Below are 14,836 nucleotides of genomic sequence, written 5' to 3'. Positions count from 1 at the left end.
GAGCACCGGTGGGCCCCGCCCTCCGGGCAGCGGGACGACCGGCGTTCCGGGCCGCGCGTGACGTGCCCGGCGGTCACTGGGCCCGGCGGTGCGCACGTGGCGGTGGTGGTGCGGCTCGGTCCGGTCCGCAGCGGTCGAGTGCCGCACGGACCCGGGCGAGCCCTTCCGTCCGCCAGTGGTCCCGGTCGGGCATCTGGTCGCCCCGGCGCCAGCGCCAGGCCGAGAACAGTGCCCAGTTCAGGGCGCGGCACCGGAGGAGGATCCCGGGGTCTGCCTCCGGGCAGTGCTCCGCCACCGCTTCGGGCGCATGGGCGAGGTCGAACTCGACCGGTCCGCGGCAGCAGGTGGCGAGGTCCACGAAGAGCGGCCCCCGCCTCGTGTTCAGGAGATTGCCCGGGTGGGGCTCGCCGTGCAGCAGTTGATCGCGGGAGCGGTCGGCACCGAGCGAGGCGCGCAGTCCACCGAGCGTGCCGCTGAGGAACTCCCGGTCCTCGTAGGAGAGTTCCGGCGAGCGCTCCCGGTCACCCACCTGCTTGAGCGCCGCGGCCACCCGATCGGTGAAGTGGGGTGCGCGCAGATCGATCCGGCGCAGGGCAGCGTGGTGCCGCGTCAGCGTGTCCGCGTAGGCAGCCGGTGCGACCTCCGGACCCACCGGCTCGTAGTAGGTCCACAGGGAGACGGCGAAGCCGTCGCGCGTGTGGACGCGCGGCTCCACCCGCGGGTCGAGCCCGGCCACCGGAGCGCCGACGCCGGCGAGCCGGCGGGCGACCTCCGCCTCGAACTCGGAGTCGGCCCGCTGTGCCGCGGGCGCGACCCTGGCGAGCACGTCGCAGGGGAGCAGGCGCAGCGCGACACGGTCCGAGTCGTGGACCACGCTCACGTCCTCGGCCCGAAGACCCAGCGCCGTGGCGGTCGCTCGTCCTGCCGCGACCGCGCGACGCAGTTCGGACGGCTCCATACGCTGCTCCTCCGTGCTCTCTGCGGTCGTCGGGCAGTGCGTCGGGAAGGCCGCCGGCGAGGCCCGTGACGTCGACGAAGTGTACGCCGGGCGGTCCGTCACGCCACCGCGCCGCCGGGCGGTCCGTCACGCCACCGCGCCGCCGGGTGCCGCCGCCGCGCCGCCCGGCGGCGCGGTGCTCTGCCGTACCACGAGATGGGTCGCCAGCTCGATGCGCCGGCCGGCCCCGCGGGGGTCCTCCCGCTGGAAGAGCATGCGGGTGGCTTCCTCGGCCATGTGCCGCAGCGGTTGGTGCACGGTGGTCAGCGGCGGGCTCGACCACTGGGCGAGCGGCACGTCGTCGTAGCCGACGACCGAGAGGTCCTGAGGGACCCTCAGTCCCCTGACCCGGGCCGCCTCCAGCACGCCGAGGGCCTGGAGGTCGCTGCCCGCGAAGACCGCCGTCGGCCGCTCGGGCCCGGCGAGCAGGTCCATGCCGTGCTCGAAGCCGCTCTCCACGCTGTAGTCGCCGTAGCGGACCAGGGCGGGGTCGATGGGCAGGCCCGCCATGGTCATCGCCGAGCGGTAGCCGTCGAGGCGGGCCAGCGAGCACAGCATGTCCTCGAACCCGGTGATGATCGCGACGCGCCGGTGCCCGTGGTCGGTGAGGTGGCGGGTGGCCGCCAAACCCCCGGCCCAGTTGGCGGAGCCGACGGACGGGACGTCGGGGTCGGGGTCGCCGGCCGGGTCGACGATGACGAAGGGGATGTCCCAGGACCGCAGCCGGTGCTTGACCTCCGCGGGGAGCGAGGAGAAGACCAGCACGACACCGAGCGGCCTGCGCCCGAGCACCCCCTCGATCCAGTCCGGCGCGGGAGCGTGCCGGGTGCCGCTGCGGGTGAGCACGACCTCGGTCCGATGGGCCTTGGCGACCTCCTCCACGCCCCGGACCAGCTCCATCGCCCAGACGCTGTCCAGTTCGTGGAAGACGAGTTCGACCAGCGGCGAACGCGGCGGGGTCGCGCTCCGGCGCCGGTAACCGTGCACCTCGAGGAGCCGCTCCACCTTGGCCCGGGTGGAGCGGGAGACATCCGAACGACCGTTGAGGACCTTCGAAACTGTCGGGGGCGAGACCCCCGCCTCTTTCGCCACCTCGGCCAGGGTCACCCTGGCGCTCACCTCAACTTCCTCGTGCATGCTCGAAGGATAGGGCATGCGGTCGATAACGTTTTGAGACGGCAGCCGCACGGCCATTGACCGGAAATCCGGTCTCACTTTACTGTCCGACCAGCATGGACTTTCGGTGATGGTGCCGAAACTTTCGAAAGGCGAACGATGAAGACACGTGCGCGCTTGCCCAGACTGGTCGCCACCGGCGCGACGCTCGCCCTGGCGCTGAGCCTGTCGGCCTGCGGTGACGGGAACGGCGGGGCGTCGTCGGACGACGGCAAGATCCATGTCCTGGTCTACGGGGACGCCAGCAACAAGGTCGAAGAGCAGATCGTCAAGACCTTCAACGAGACGTCCGACGTCAAGGCGGTGCTCGACACCATCCCCGGTGCCGACTACCAGACCAAGCTGCAGACGATCATCAACACCCCGCAGGCTCCGGACGTCTTCTTCAACTGGGGCGGCGGCAGCATCAAGCCGTTCGTCAAGGCGGACCTGCTCCTCCCGCTGGACGACTTCATCAAGAAGAACCCGGACCTGGAGAAGAAGTTCCTGCCGTCCGTCTTCGAGAGCGCCGTCGTCGACGGCAAGCCGTACGGCGTCCCGATGCGCGGTACCCAGCCGGTGCTGCTGTTCCACAACAAGAAGGTCCTCGACGACGCGGGCGTCCAGCCGCCGAAGACCTGGGACGAGCTGCTCGACGCGGTGGGCAAGCTCAAGGACGCGGGCGTCACGCCGATCGCGCTCGGTGGCGGCGACGTCTGGCCCACCCAGATGTGGTTCCAGTACCTCTACGACCGCATAGCCGGACCGGAGCTGTTCGCGAAGGCCGTCGGCGGCGACAAGAGCGCCTGGGAGAGCGCGGAGAGCAAGAAGGCCCTGGACATGATCAAGGAGCTGGTCGACTCCGGGGCCTTCGGCAAGAACTACGACTCCGTCAAGTACACCAACGGCGGCTCGGTCCAGCTGGTGGCCTCAGGCAAGGCCGGCTTCGAGCTGATGGGTTCCTGGTACTACTCCCAGCAGCTCACGGACCACAAGGAGTTCGCCGAGAAGGACCTCGGCTACACCGCTTTCCCGACCGTCGCGGGCGGCAAGGGCGACCCGGCCGACGTGGCGGGCAACACCAACAACTACTACTCGGTGATGAAGAAGACCAAGCACCCCGAGGCGGTCGCCGAGTTCCTGAAGCTCATGTACTCCGACGACTTCGTCAAGGCGCAGCTCGACATCGGCAACCTGCCGACGACGACGAACACCGACAAGTTCATCGACGGTTCCGGCACCCCCGAGTACTCGCGCTTCCAGTACGACCTGGTCTCCGACGCCCCGTCCTTCCAGCTGTCCTGGGACCAGGCGTACCCGCAGAAGGCCAGCTCGGACATGCACAAGGCCATCCAGCAGTTCTTCAACGGACAGCTCGACGCGGACGGCTTCATCAAGGCCATGCAGGCCCTCCCGACCGAGTGACGAACGGCTCATGACCACAGACCTCACGAGCGCACGGCCCGCCGCCGGACCCCGCAAGGAGTCCCGGCGGCGGCCGCCCGCCTCGTCCGCGACGACGGTGGGCCGCCCCGGCTTCGGCTGGGCGGTGCCCGCCGCAGTGTTCTTCTTCCTCTTCGCGATCGTCCCGCTGATCATGGTGGCGGTGCTGTCCTTCATGAGCTGGGACGGCATCAGCTCGCCCGAGTTCGTCGGCACGGACAACTGGTCGCGCCTCATCGACGACCCGGTGATGCTCAAGAGCATCTGGCTGACCCTGCTGCTGACCGCGCTCGGCGTGGTCCTGCAGACTCCGCTGAGCATCCTGCTCGGCGTCTGGGCCGCCGGCCACCAGCGCAACCGCGCCGTCCTGTCCGTCATCTACTTCATCCCGCTGCTGCTGTCCGCGACGGCCGTGTCCGTGCTGTGGCGGGCGCTGCTCGACCCGAACTTCGGCATCCCCGCCGAGGCCACGTGGCTCTTCGGCGACGGCAACCTGTTCGGCGAGCAGAGCACCGCCATCGGCGTGCTGGCCTTCGTCAGCACCTGGCAGTTCACCCCGTTCCACACGCTGATCTACCAGGGCGCCGCCCGCTCCGTCCCGCAGGTGCTGTACCAGGCGGCGGAGATCGACGGGGCGGGCCGCTACCGGCAGTTCTTCCACATCACCCTGCCGCAGCTGCGGACCTCGATGATCACCTCGATGATCCTGATGATCGTCGGCGGACTGACCACCTTCGAGACCGTCCTCATCCTGACCCAGGGCGGCCCCGGCACGGACACCACCATCAGCGCCTACTACATGTACGACAAGGCGTTCAAGGGCTTCGACTACGGCACCGGCTCCGCGATCGCCCTCGCCCTGGTCGTCGCCGCCACCGTCATCTCGCTGGTCGTCGTCCGGGTCTCCGGCTACGACAAGATGCGCAGCTCCATGGAGGGTGTGTCATGAGACGCCGACCCAACTACGTGGCCGGCGTCGGCTCGCTCGTCTGGCTCGTCCTGGTCGGGCTGCCGCTGTACGTGATGCTCGCCGCGACCCTGCGGACCCGCCAGGACTACGCCGAGAACGGCCCGGTCTCGTTCCCGGACAGCTTCACGCTGGACAACTTCACCGGTGCCTTCGACTCGGGCTTCGGCCAGTACTTCCTCAACACGCTCGTCGTCACCGCCTGCGTGATCGGCATCGTGCTGCTGCTGGTCCCGCCGCTCGCCTACGCGATCGTCCGCAGCCGCGGCAGGGCCACGTCGGCGATCTTCCGGCTGTTCCTGCTCGGCCTGGCCATCCCGGCCCAGGCCGTGATCGTGCCGATGTTCTACCTGATCAGCGAAGCGGGGCTGTACGACAACCTGCTCGGCGTCATCCTGCCGACGGCCGCCTTCTGCCTGCCGATGTCCGCGCTGATCCTCAGCGGCGCGATGCGTGACATCTCCTCGGAGCTGTACGAGGCCATGGCGATGGACGGCGCCAGTCCGCGGCGCATGTTCTTCCAGCTCGTCGTCCCGCTGTCCCGCGGCGGACTCTCCACGATCGTGGTGTTCTCCGCACTCCAGGCGTGGAACGGCTTCCTGTTCCCGCTGGTCCTGACCCAGTCCGAGTCCACCAAGGTGGTCACCCTGGGTCTGTACAACTTCCAGACCGCGCACGGGATCGACATCCCCGGTCTGCTGGGAGCCGTGGTGCTGTCCATGGTGCCCATCCTGCTCGTCTACCTGTTCGCCCGTCGCGCCCTGGTCCAGGGGCTGATGGGTGTCGGAGGAAAGTGACTGCCGACGTGGCTGTAGAGACCACTCCCGAAATTCCCCTCTGGAACGACCCCACCCGCCCCGTCGCCGCCCGAGTCGACGCGCTCGTCGCCGCGATGACCCTCGAGGAGAAGATCGCCCAGCTGTACGGCGTGTGGGTCGGCGCCTCCGACAAGGGCGGTGAAGTCGCCCCCCACCAGCACGACATGGAGGAGGCCGTCGACCTCGACGCGCTCGTGCCCGCCGGGCTCGGCCAGCTCACCCGCCCCTTCGGCACCGTCCCCGTCGACCCCGCGCTCGGCGCGCTCTCCCTCATGCGCACCCAGGCCCGCATCACCTCGGCCGGCCGCTTCGGCATCCCCGCCGTCGCCCACGAGGAGTGCCTGGCCGGCTTCGCCGCCTGGGGCGCCACGGCCTACCCCGTCCCCCTGTCCTGGGGCGCCACCTTCGACCCGGACGTGGTGCGCCGGATGGCCGCCGCCATCGGCCGCGACATGCGCTCCCTCGGCATCCACCAGGGCCTCGCGCCCGTCCTCGACGTGGTCCGCGACGCCCGCTGGGGCCGGGTCGAGGAGACCATCGGGGAGGACCCCTACCTCGTCGGCACCATCGGTACCGCGTACGTCCAGGGCCTGGAGTCCGCCGGGATCGTCGCCACCCTCAAGCACTTCGTGGGCTACTCCGCCTCCCGCGCCGGCCGCAACCTCGCCCCCTCCTCCGTGGGCACCCGCGAGCGGGCCGACGTCCTGCTCCCGCCGTTCGAGATGGCCGTCCGCGAGGGCGGCCCCCGTTCCGTGATGTCCGCCTACACCGACATCGACGGCGTGCCCGCCGCGGGCGACGAGACGCTGCTGACCGGGCTGCTGCGCGACACCTGGGGCTTCGAGGGAACGGTCGTCGCCGACTACTTCGGCATCGCCTTCCTCAAGACGCTGCACGGCGTCGTCGCCGACTGGACCGACGCCGCCTCGGCCGCCCTGCACGCGGGCCTGGACGTCGAGCTGCCCACCGTCAAGACCTTCGGTGCCCCGCTCGTCGAGGCGGTCACCGACGGCCGGGTGCCCGAGGCGCTCATCGACCGGGCGCTGCGCCGGGTCCTCGGCCAGAAGGCCCAGCTCGGCCTGCTCGACCCGGACTGGAGCCCGGTCCCGCCCGCGCTCGACGGGGTGGATTTGGACGACCCGGAGGCGCTGCGCGGACGGATCGACCTGGACCGGCCCGAGAACCGGGAACTGGCCCGGGAGATCGCCGACAAGGCGGTCGTGCTGCTCACCAACGACGGCACCCTGCCGCTCGCCGGTCCCCGCCGCATCGCCCTGGTCGGTCCCAACGCCACCGAGGCGACCGCGGTGCTCGGCTGCTACTCCTTCCCCCGGCACGTCGGCGTGCAGCACCCGCAGGTGCCGGTCGGCATCGACCTGCCCACCCTGCACGACACGCTGACCGCCGAGTTCCCCGACGCGGAGATCACCGTCGCCCGGGGCACCGGCGTCGACGACGGCGACCTCTCCGGCATCGAGGCGGCGGTGGACGCGGCCCGCGAGGCGGACGTGGTCGTCGCCGTCCTCGGTGACCGGGCCGGCCTGTTCGGCCGCGGCACGAGCGGTGAGGGCTGCGACGCCGAGTCCCTCACCCTGCCCGGCGCCCAGCAGCAGCTCCTCGACGCGCTCCTCGACGCCGGCAGCCCCGTGGTCACCGTTCTGCTCGCCGGGCGGCCCTACGCGCTGGGCCGGGCGGTGACCGAGTCCGCCGCGATCGTGCAGTCCTTCTTCCCCGGCGAGGAGGGCACCGCCGCCATCGCCGGCGTGCTCAGCGGGCGCACCAGCCCCTCCGGCAGGCTGCCCGTCAGCGTGCCCCGCGGCCCGGGCGCCCAGCCGACCACCTACCTCGGGGCGCGGCTCGCCCAGGCCAGCGAGGTGTCCAACATCGACCCGACACCCGCCTTCGGCTTCGGGCACGGGCTCACGTACACCGCGTTCGCCTGGAGCGACCTCGTGGCGCACGGGGAGCAGGTGCCCACGGACGGCGCGTTCTCGGTGGAACTCACCGTCCGCAACACCGGCGAACGGCACGGCACCGAGGTGGTGCAGCTCTACCTGCACGACCCGGTCGCCTCCGTCGTGCAGCCGGTGCAGCGCCTCGTCGGCTGGACGCGGGTGCCGCTGGCCCCGGGCGAGGCCCGCCGGGTGCGCGTCGAGGTACCCGCCGACCTCGCCTCCTTCACCGGCCGCGACGGCCGCCGCGTCGTCGAACCCGGGGAGCTGGAGCTGCGGTTCGCCGCGTCCAGCACGGAGACGCGGCTGACGGCGACGGTCGCGCTCACCGGACCGGAACGGCAGGTCGACCACACGCGGCGCCTGCACGCCGTGTTCACGCAGGAGGCGCTGGAGACCCAGGAGCCACTGGAGACCCAGGAGACCCAGGGCGTCTGAGTCTGCGCCGGACGGCGAGCGGCGGCCCCGGGGCTCCGGCCCCGGCACCGCCGCTCGCCGGACGGCTCAGTGGACGACGTCGAAGACGTTCTTCTGCAGGCCGTTGGCGTAGACCTCGTGCTCGACGAGCCGCAGCTTCCGCGCGTCGTTGTCCGCGTCGCTGAACAGCCGCTTGCCCGCACCGAGGAGGAGCGGGAAGACCAGCAGGTGGTAGCGGTCGATCAGGCCGGCGTCCGACAGGCCCCGGTTCAGGGCGGCACTGCCGTGCACGATGATCGGCCCGCCCTCGGTCTGCTTCAGCGCGGCGACCTCGTCGAGCGAACGCAGGATCGTCGTCTCGCCCCAGTTCGTGACCAGGTCGTCCTCGGTGAGCGTGGTGGAGACGACGTACTTCGGCATCTTCCGGTACTCGGGAAACTCCTCCATGTCCGGCCACACCGGGCTGAACGCCTGGTAGCTGACCCGTCCGAGGAGCAGTGCCGTGGCCTCGCTCTGCTCCCGGCCCTTGATCTCGAACGCCTCGGGGAGGAAATCCACGTGCTTGACGGTCCACCCGGAGTTCCGGTAGCCGGGCTCGCCGCCCGGGGCCTCCACGACACCGTCGAGCGAGACGAAAGCGGTGCTGATCAGAGTACGCATGCGAAGTCCTCAACGTTTCGTGTGCGGTCGGACACCACTACGACCCGGGCCCCGGCGAAAACTCATCGGTCGCGGCCGGGACGGCGGCCGGCCGGCGGGAGAGCCCGCAGCGCGTCGACGGCGTGCAGGGCCACGTGGAGTTCGGTGCGCTGCTCGCCGGACTCCAGGTCCCGGCCGAGCAACCGCTCGATGGTGCGCAGCCGCTGGTAGACGGTCTCCCGGGACAGGCCCGACGAGCGGGCGGCGACCGTTTTGTTGCCCGCGGCGTCCAGGTAGCCCCGCAGGGTCGTCACGAGGTCGGTGCCGTGCCGGGCGTCGTGGTCCAGGAGCGGCCCCAACTGCCGTTCGGCGAAGTCCTGGAGGCGGGTGTCGTCGCGCAGCGCGAACAGCAGGCGGCGCAGGCCGATGTCGGACCGCTCGTGGAAGGAACGGCCGGACGGCAGCGGCAGGCCCGGGTCGGCGGCCTCGGCCACCCGGGCCGCCTCGCGGAACGAGCGGGCCACGTCGGCCAGGTCGCCGGCCGGCGCGCCGGCGCTCACCGTGGCACCCGGGGCCGCGTCCAGGGCGGTGCGGCTCACCCGCTGCACGGCCTCGCGCCAGGGGCGGGTCGGGCGCAGCGCCAGCAGCACCCCGAGACGGGTGGGGGAGAGGAGCCCGGCGAGCACCCGCGGACCCTGGGGGGCCGACTCCTCGCAGAGCCGCACCTCGGCGGCCGCGGCGTCCTCAGCCGAGGGCAGGTCCGCCAGGACGGCGACGAAGAGGGTGTCGTCCGCCGGCACCCCCAGGGCGGTGAGGCGGGCCCGCGCGTCCGCGGGGGAGCGGTGACGCTGTTCGACCAGCTCGCGCAGGGCGTTGCGGTGAGCGGTGCGTTCCCAGGGCGTGGGGTGGGTGAGGCGGGCGATGGTGAGCGCCATCGCGGTCCGCTCCAGCACCGTGACGTCCTCGGGCCCGAAGGCCCGGCCGGGGTGCGCCGCGGGCAGCATGACCACCCGGCCCCACCTCTCGCCCTGGTACTCCACGGGCGCCGCCAGCCAGCCCTCGGGGCCCGAGACCCCCGCCCGGTCGGTGGCCGGCGTGGTGCGCGAGCGGCGTTCCCAGTCCGTGAGCGCGGCCCGCTCCACGGACCCGGAGGGCTCGCAGACCAGCGCCCGGTGCACCAGGTTCTCCAGCACGACTGTGCGGGCGCTCATCTCCGCGGCGGCGCGCAGCACCTCCTCGGGGCCCGCGCCGCGCAGGGTGAGGGCGGTGAACGCCTCGTGCACGCGCTGGGTCCTGCGCATCGCCTCCGCCTGGTGGCCGAGGATCAGCGTGTGGACCACCTGGGTGACCTCCAGGAAGTTGACGTCGCTGGCGAGCGTCACCAGGGGCAGACCCCGCGCCCGGCAGGCCTGGACCAGGGCGTCGGGCGGCCGGTGGTAGCGGCGCACCAGCTCGATGACCAGGGCCGCGGCCCCGACGCCGGCGAGTTCGTCGATGTAGCGGCGGACGCCGGCCGGGTCGTCGGGCAGGGGCATGCCGGTGGTGAGGACGAGCTCGCCGCCCTTGAGGAAGGAGGCGGGGTCCGTCAGTTCGGTGACGTGGACCCAGCGGACCGGACGGTCCACGTGCTCCTCGCCGGCGACCACCCGCGGATCACCCCCGGCCACCACCGGAAGCGCCAGCACGTCGGCCACGGTGGGCGCCCGGCCCGACGGGCCAGGCTGCCGGTTCTCGCTCACGGTGCCTCCCTGGCACTCAGGCTACGCCGCACACCTGACACATCGTCCGGACGGCGTGCCCCGGCCGGACAGATCAGGCGTTGCCGCGCCCGCCGCGCCGGGAAGGCTCGGGGGACCGCAGGAGACCGACGAGCAGGCCGGGAGACGAGCATGACCGCACTGTCGCCGCACCTTCGCCAGGCCACCCCCGTGGTGGCGGTCCGGGGCGAGGGCGTCCACCTTCACGGCGAGGACGGCCGCCGCTATCTGGACTTCACCGCCGGCATCGGCGTCACCAGCACCGGCCACTGCCACCCCAGGGTCGTGGCCGCCGCCCAGGAGCAGGTCGCCACCCTGGTCCACGGGCAGTACACCACCGTCATGCACCCGCCGCTGCGGCGCCTGGTCGGCAAGCTCGGCGAGGTGCTGCCCCAGGGCCTGGACAGCCTGTTCTTCACCAACTCCGGCAGCGAGGCGGTCGAGGCCGCGCTGCGCCTGGCCCGCCAGGCCACCGGACGGCCCAACGTGCTGGTCTGCCACGGCGGCTTCCACGGCCGCACCGTGGCCGCCGCCGCCATGACCACCTCCGGCACCCGCTTCAGGTCCGGGTTCTCCCCGCTGATGAGCGGCGTCGTCGTCACCCCCTTCCCGACCGCCTTCCGCTACGGCTGGGACGAGGAGACCGCCACCCGCTTCGCCCTGAGGGAACTCGACTACACCCTCCAGACGATCTCGTCTCCCGCCGACACCGCCGCCGTGATCGTCGAACCGGTCCTCGGCGAGGGCGGATACGTGCCCGCGAACCGGGCCTTCCTCCAGGGCCTGCGCGAGCGCGCCGACCGGCACGGCTTCCTGCTGATCCTCGACGAGGTGCAGACCGGTGTGGGCCGCACCGGCCGGTTCTGGGGCCACGAGCACTTCGGCGTCGTTCCCGACGTCCTCGTCACCGCCAAGGGACTGGCCAGCGGTTTCCCGCTGTCCGGCATCGCCGCCCCCGAGGAGCTGATGCGCAAGGCGTGGGCCGGCTCGCAGGGCGGGACGTACGGGGCCAACGCGGTCGCCTGCGCGGCTGCCTGCGCCACCCTCGACGTCGTGCGCGACGAGAAGCTCGTGGAGAACGCCGAGACGATGGGAGCCCGGTTGCGCCACGGCCTGGAGGCGGTGGCGTCCCGCACCCCGGCCATCGGCGACGTACGGGGCATGGGGCTGATGCTGGCGAGCGAGTTCGTCACCGAGGACGGCGAGCCGGACCCGGAGACCGCCGCCCGGGTGCAGCGGGCCGCCGTCGACGAAGGACTGCTCCTCCTGCTGTGCGGGGCCTGGAACCAGGTGGTGCGGATGATCCCGGCCCTCGTGATCGACGAGACGGCCGTCGACGAGGGCCTGCGGGCGTGGGCCGCCGCCGTGGAGGCCGGTACGTCGGAGGCGACGGGACGATGACGGACGCCGCGACCCGCCCCACGACCCGCCCCGCACCGACCGCACACCGGCGCGAAGGAGTGCCCTCATGACCGAGACCCCGACGCGGCTGTTCGTCGGCGGAGCCTGGGTGGACGCCGCGGACGGCGCCCTCATGCCCGTCGACGACCCCGCCACCGGCGAGATCCTCGCCCACGTCGCCGACGCCGGCCCCGAGGACGCCCGGCTCGCCGAGGAGGCGGCGGTCCGGGCGCAGCGGGAGTGGGCCCGCACGGCACCCCGGGCACGCAGCGAGATCCTGCGCCGCGCCTACGAGATCGTCCTGGAGCGCGCGGACGCGCTGGCCCGCCTGATGACCTCCGAGATGGGCAAACCGCTGGCCGAGGCCCGGGGCGAGGTCGCCTACGCCGCGGAGTTCTTCCGCTGGTTCTCCGAGGAGGCCGTCCGGATCGACGGCGGCCACGGCGTGCTGCCCGACGGACGCCACCGCATGCTGCTCTCCCGGCGCCCGGTCGGCCCCTGCCTGCTGATCACCCCGTGGAACTTCCCGCTCGCCATGGGCACCCGCAAGATCGGCCCCGCGATCGCGGCCGGCTGCACGATGGTGCTCAAGCCGGCCCCGCAGACCCCGCTCACCGGCCTGGCCCTCGCCGCGATCCTCCAGGAGGCGGGACTGCCCGACGGGGTGCTGAACGTCGTCCCGACCTCACGGGCCGGGGAGGTGTGCGAACCCCTCCTGCGCGGCGGGCGGATCCGCAAGCTCTCCTTCACCGGCTCGACGGCCGTCGGACGGCTGCTCCTGGCACAGTGCGCCGACACGGTCGTGCGGACCTCCATGGAACTGGGCGGCAACGCGCCGTTCGTGGTCTTCGACGACGCGGACCTGGACGCCGCCGTGGACGGCGCGATGGTCGCCAAGATGCGCAACATGGGAGAGGCGTGCACCGCGGCCAACCGCTTCTTCGTGCACCGGTCGGTGGCCCGGGAGTTCGCGGACCGGCTGGCCCGGCGGATGGGGGCGCTGGTGGTGGGCCCCGGCACCGAGGACGGCGTCGACGTCGGCCCGCTCATCGACGCCGCCGGGCGGGCCAAGGTCGGGGAACTGGTCGCCGACGCGGTGGAGCGCGGCGCGCGGGTCCTGGTCGGCGGCACCACGCCCGGGGGCCCCGGATGTTTCTACCCGCCCACGGTGCTCACCGACGTCTCCCCGGACAGCCGCCTGATGAGCACGGAGATCTTCGGTCCCGTCGCGGCGCTCCTCACCTTCGACGACGAGGACGAGGTGGTCAGGCGGGCCAACGACACGCCGTGGGGACTGGTCGGCTACGTCTTCACCGAGGGCCTGGACCGCGCCCTGCGGGTCAGCGAACGCCTGGAGGTGGGCATGGTCGGACTCAACACCGGCCTGGTCTCCAACCCCGCCGCGCCCTTCGGCGGCGTCAAGCAGTCGGGACTCGGCCGGGAGGGCGGCCGGGCGGGGATCGAGGAGTTCCTGGAGTACCAGTACGTGGCGCTGCCGACGGGGTGACGCGTGCGACGGGGGTCGGGGCGACGCACGCCGCGCGGGAGGGGGTGACGCAGGTCGCCCGGGACGGGGCTTTGCATGGTCATGCGTAATCATGCATACTCTTCCTATGTCCAAGGTCCTCACCTCCCTCCCCACCGGCGAGCGCGTCGGTATCGCCTTCTCGGGCGGCCTCGACACCTCGGTCGCGGTCGCGTGGATGCGTGACAAGGGCGCCGTCCCCTGCACGTACACCGCCGACATCGGCCAGTACGACGAGCCCGACATCGCCTCGGTGCCCGACCGTGCCAAGACGTACGGCGCCGAGGTCGCGCGCCTGGTCGACTGCCGCGAGGCGCTGGTCGAGGAAGGGCTGGCCGCACTCACCTGCGGGGCGTTCCACATCCGCTCGGGCGGGCGTGCCTACTTCAACACCACGCCGCTGGGCCGTGCCGTCACGGGCACCCTCCTCGTCCGGGCGATGCTCGAGGACGACGTCCAGATCTGGGGCGACGGCTCCACGTTCAAGGGCAACGACATCGAGCGGTTCTACCGGTACGGCCTGCTCGCCAACCCGCAGCTGCGGATCTACAAGCCCTGGCTCGACGCGGACTTCGTGACGGAGCTGGGCGGGCGCAAGGAGATGTCGGAGTGGCTGGTCGCCCACGACCTGCCGTACCGGGACTCCACCGAGAAGGCGTACTCCACCGACGCCAACATCTGGGGCGCCACCCACGAGGCCAAGACGCTGGAGCACCTCGACACCGGCGTGGAGACCGTGGAGCCCATCATGGGCGTGCGGTTCTGGGACCCGTCGGTCGAGATCGCGCCGGAGGACGTGACCATCGGCTTCGACCAGGGCCGTCCGGTGACGATCAACGGCAAGGAGTTCGCCTCCGCGGTCGACCTGGTGATGGAGGCCAACGCCATCGGCGGCCGGCACGGCATGGGCATGTCCGACCAGATCGAGAACCGGATCATCGAGGCCAAGAGCCGCGGCATCTACGAGGCCCCCGGCATGGCCCTGCTGCACGCCGCCTACGAGCGCCTGGTCAACGCCATCCACAACGAGGACACCCTCGCCCAGTACCACACCGAGGGGCGGCGGCTCGGACGGCTGATGTACGAGGGCCGCTGGCTCGACCCGCAGTCCCTCATGATCCGGGAGTCGCTGCAGCGCTGGGTCGGCTCGGCGGTCACCGGAGAGGTCACGCTGCGGCTGCGGCGCGGTGAGGACTACTCCATCCTCGACACCACCGGACCGGCCTTCAGCTACCACCCGGACAAGCTGTCCATGGAGCGCACCGAGGACTCCGCGTTCGGCCCCGTGGACCGGATCGGCCAGCTCACCATGCGGAACCTGGACATCGCCGACTCCCGCGCCAAGCTGGAGCAGTACGCGGGGCTCGGTCTCATCGGCACCGCCAACCCCGCGATCGGCGCCGCCCAGGCCGCCGCGACCGGGCTGATCGGCGCCATGCCGGAGGGCGGCGCGCAGGCCATCGCCTCCCGCGGCGAGGTCTCCGGCGAAGACGAGCTGCTCGACCGTGCCGCGATGGAGTCCGGCACCGACTGACCCCCGCGTCCCCGTCGGCGGGGACCGCGTACCGGCAAGGGCCGGCCCGACACCTCAGGGTGTCGGGCCGGCCCTTGCGTTTGTCACCCCTGTTTCCTTCAGTCGCGCAGGGCTTGCGTTCCTCATGAGCTTCGAACGGCTCACCCCGGTCGCTGTATCCACGAAATGTCATCTCAGGGGCTGCGCAAGCTAATTGTAAGCAACGCAAGCCGTTTGCGTGTCAACTTCGGC

At 72.0% G+C, this 14,836-nt stretch carries 11 protein-coding genes; 7 read left to right on the top strand and 4 right to left on the bottom strand.

Annotated elements, in window-relative coordinates; translation table 11 throughout:
• Positions 1-73: 73 nt before the first annotated feature.
• Positions 74-958, bottom strand: a complete 885-nt coding sequence (locus tag EV562_RS11765) for a phosphotransferase (protein WP_133886712.1) — start codon at positions 956-958, stop codon at positions 74-76.
• A 126-nt stretch (positions 959-1,084) separates the two neighbouring features.
• Positions 1,085-2,134 carry a LacI family DNA-binding transcriptional regulator gene (locus EV562_RS11760; RefSeq protein ID WP_208298335.1) on the bottom strand — a complete coding sequence of 350 codons (1,050 nt, stop codon included), beginning with the start codon at positions 2,132-2,134 and terminating at the stop codon, positions 1,085-1,087.
• 138 nt (positions 2,135-2,272) lie between these two features.
• Between EV562_RS11760 and EV562_RS11755 the strand changes: the two genes are divergently transcribed.
• The 4 genes from EV562_RS11755 to EV562_RS11740 are packed head-to-tail and all read left to right on the top strand — an operon-like array spanning position 2,273 to position 7,770.
• Positions 2,273-3,577 (top strand): extracellular solute-binding protein, encoded by a 1,305-nt coding sequence (locus EV562_RS11755; RefSeq protein ID WP_133886711.1) that lies wholly within the window; start codon positions 2,273-2,275, stop codon positions 3,575-3,577.
• A gap of 10 nt (positions 3,578-3,587) precedes the next feature.
• Positions 3,588-4,544: a sugar ABC transporter permease gene (locus EV562_RS11750; RefSeq protein WP_133886710.1), complete on the top strand. Its 957-nt coding sequence runs from the start codon at positions 3,588-3,590 to the stop codon at positions 4,542-4,544.
• Positions 4,541-5,359, top strand: coding sequence for a carbohydrate ABC transporter permease (locus tag EV562_RS11745; protein WP_133886709.1), 819 nt, complete (start codon positions 4,541-4,543; stop codon positions 5,357-5,359). Before EV562_RS11750 ends, EV562_RS11745 begins: the two co-directional genes overlap by 4 nt.
• Positions 5,356-7,770 (top strand): glycoside hydrolase family 3 N-terminal domain-containing protein, encoded by a 2,415-nt coding sequence (locus EV562_RS11740; protein ID WP_133886708.1) that lies wholly within the window; start codon positions 5,356-5,358, stop codon positions 7,768-7,770. The genes EV562_RS11745 and EV562_RS11740 overlap by 4 nt, the downstream gene beginning before the upstream one ends.
• Before the next feature lie 66 nt (positions 7,771-7,836).
• On the opposite strand, the gene EV562_RS11735 is transcribed toward EV562_RS11740, so the two are convergent.
• Together EV562_RS11735 and EV562_RS11730 are read right to left on the bottom strand one after the other, a co-directional pair.
• Positions 7,837-8,409 (bottom strand): dihydrofolate reductase family protein, encoded by a 573-nt coding sequence (locus tag EV562_RS11735; protein ID WP_133886707.1) that lies wholly within the window; start codon positions 8,407-8,409, stop codon positions 7,837-7,839.
• Between the two features lie 62 nt (positions 8,410-8,471).
• On the bottom strand, positions 8,472-10,127 hold the full coding sequence (locus tag EV562_RS11730; RefSeq protein ID WP_133886706.1) for a PucR family transcriptional regulator ligand-binding domain-containing protein: 1,656 nt from the start codon (positions 10,125-10,127) through the stop codon (positions 8,472-8,474).
• 150 nt (positions 10,128-10,277) lie between these two features.
• Here EV562_RS11730 and EV562_RS11725 point away from each other — a divergent pair, with 150 nt between their 5' ends.
• From EV562_RS11725 to argG, 3 genes are all read left to right on the top strand, one after another.
• A complete protein-coding gene (locus tag EV562_RS11725) occupies positions 10,278-11,546 on the top strand; it encodes an aminotransferase class III-fold pyridoxal phosphate-dependent enzyme (protein WP_133886705.1) in 1,269 nt (422 codons plus the stop codon).
• A gap of 67 nt (positions 11,547-11,613) precedes the next feature.
• The gene (locus EV562_RS11720) at positions 11,614-13,053 is read left to right on the top strand and encodes an NAD-dependent succinate-semialdehyde dehydrogenase (protein WP_133886704.1); all 1,440 of its coding nucleotides are present in this window, start codon (positions 11,614-11,616) and stop codon (positions 13,051-13,053) included.
• A 106-nt stretch (positions 13,054-13,159) separates the two neighbouring features.
• On the top strand, positions 13,160-14,605 hold the full coding sequence (gene argG / locus EV562_RS11715; protein ID WP_133886703.1) for an argininosuccinate synthase: 1,446 nt from the start codon (positions 13,160-13,162) through the stop codon (positions 14,603-14,605).
• Positions 14,606-14,836: the final 231 nt, after the last annotated feature.

Origin of the sequence: Streptomyces sp. BK208 (assembly GCF_004364245.1) — a bacterium.
GTDB lineage: Bacteria > Actinomycetota > Actinomycetes > Streptomycetales > Streptomycetaceae > Streptomyces.
The sequence above is the reverse complement of the archived record's forward strand: the minus strand, read 5'-3'. Positions and strand labels throughout refer to the sequence as shown.

Excerpts from the sequence above, each read along its gene's own strand:
- EV562_RS11765 (WP_133886712.1), bottom strand. The coding sequence starts at position 958 with ATGGAGCCGTCCGAACTGCGTCGCGCGGTCGCGGCAGGACGAGCGACC.
- EV562_RS11760 (WP_208298335.1), bottom strand. The coding sequence starts at position 2,134 with ATGCACGAGGAAGTTGAGGTGAGCGCCAGGGTGACCCTGGCCGAGGTG.
- EV562_RS11755 (WP_133886711.1), top strand. The coding sequence starts at position 2,273 with ATGAAGACACGTGCGCGCTTGCCCAGACTGGTCGCCACCGGCGCGACG.
- EV562_RS11750 (WP_133886710.1), top strand. The coding sequence starts at position 3,588 with ATGACCACAGACCTCACGAGCGCACGGCCCGCCGCCGGACCCCGCAAG.
- EV562_RS11745 (WP_133886709.1), top strand. The coding sequence starts at position 4,541 with ATGAGACGCCGACCCAACTACGTGGCCGGCGTCGGCTCGCTCGTCTGG.
- EV562_RS11735 (WP_133886707.1), bottom strand. The coding sequence starts at position 8,409 with ATGCGTACTCTGATCAGCACCGCTTTCGTCTCGCTCGACGGTGTCGTG.
- EV562_RS11725 (WP_133886705.1), top strand. The coding sequence starts at position 10,278 with ATGACCGCACTGTCGCCGCACCTTCGCCAGGCCACCCCCGTGGTGGCG.
- EV562_RS11720 (WP_133886704.1), top strand. The coding sequence starts at position 11,614 with ATGACCGAGACCCCGACGCGGCTGTTCGTCGGCGGAGCCTGGGTGGAC.
- argG (WP_133886703.1), top strand. The coding sequence starts at position 13,160 with ATGTCCAAGGTCCTCACCTCCCTCCCCACCGGCGAGCGCGTCGGTATC.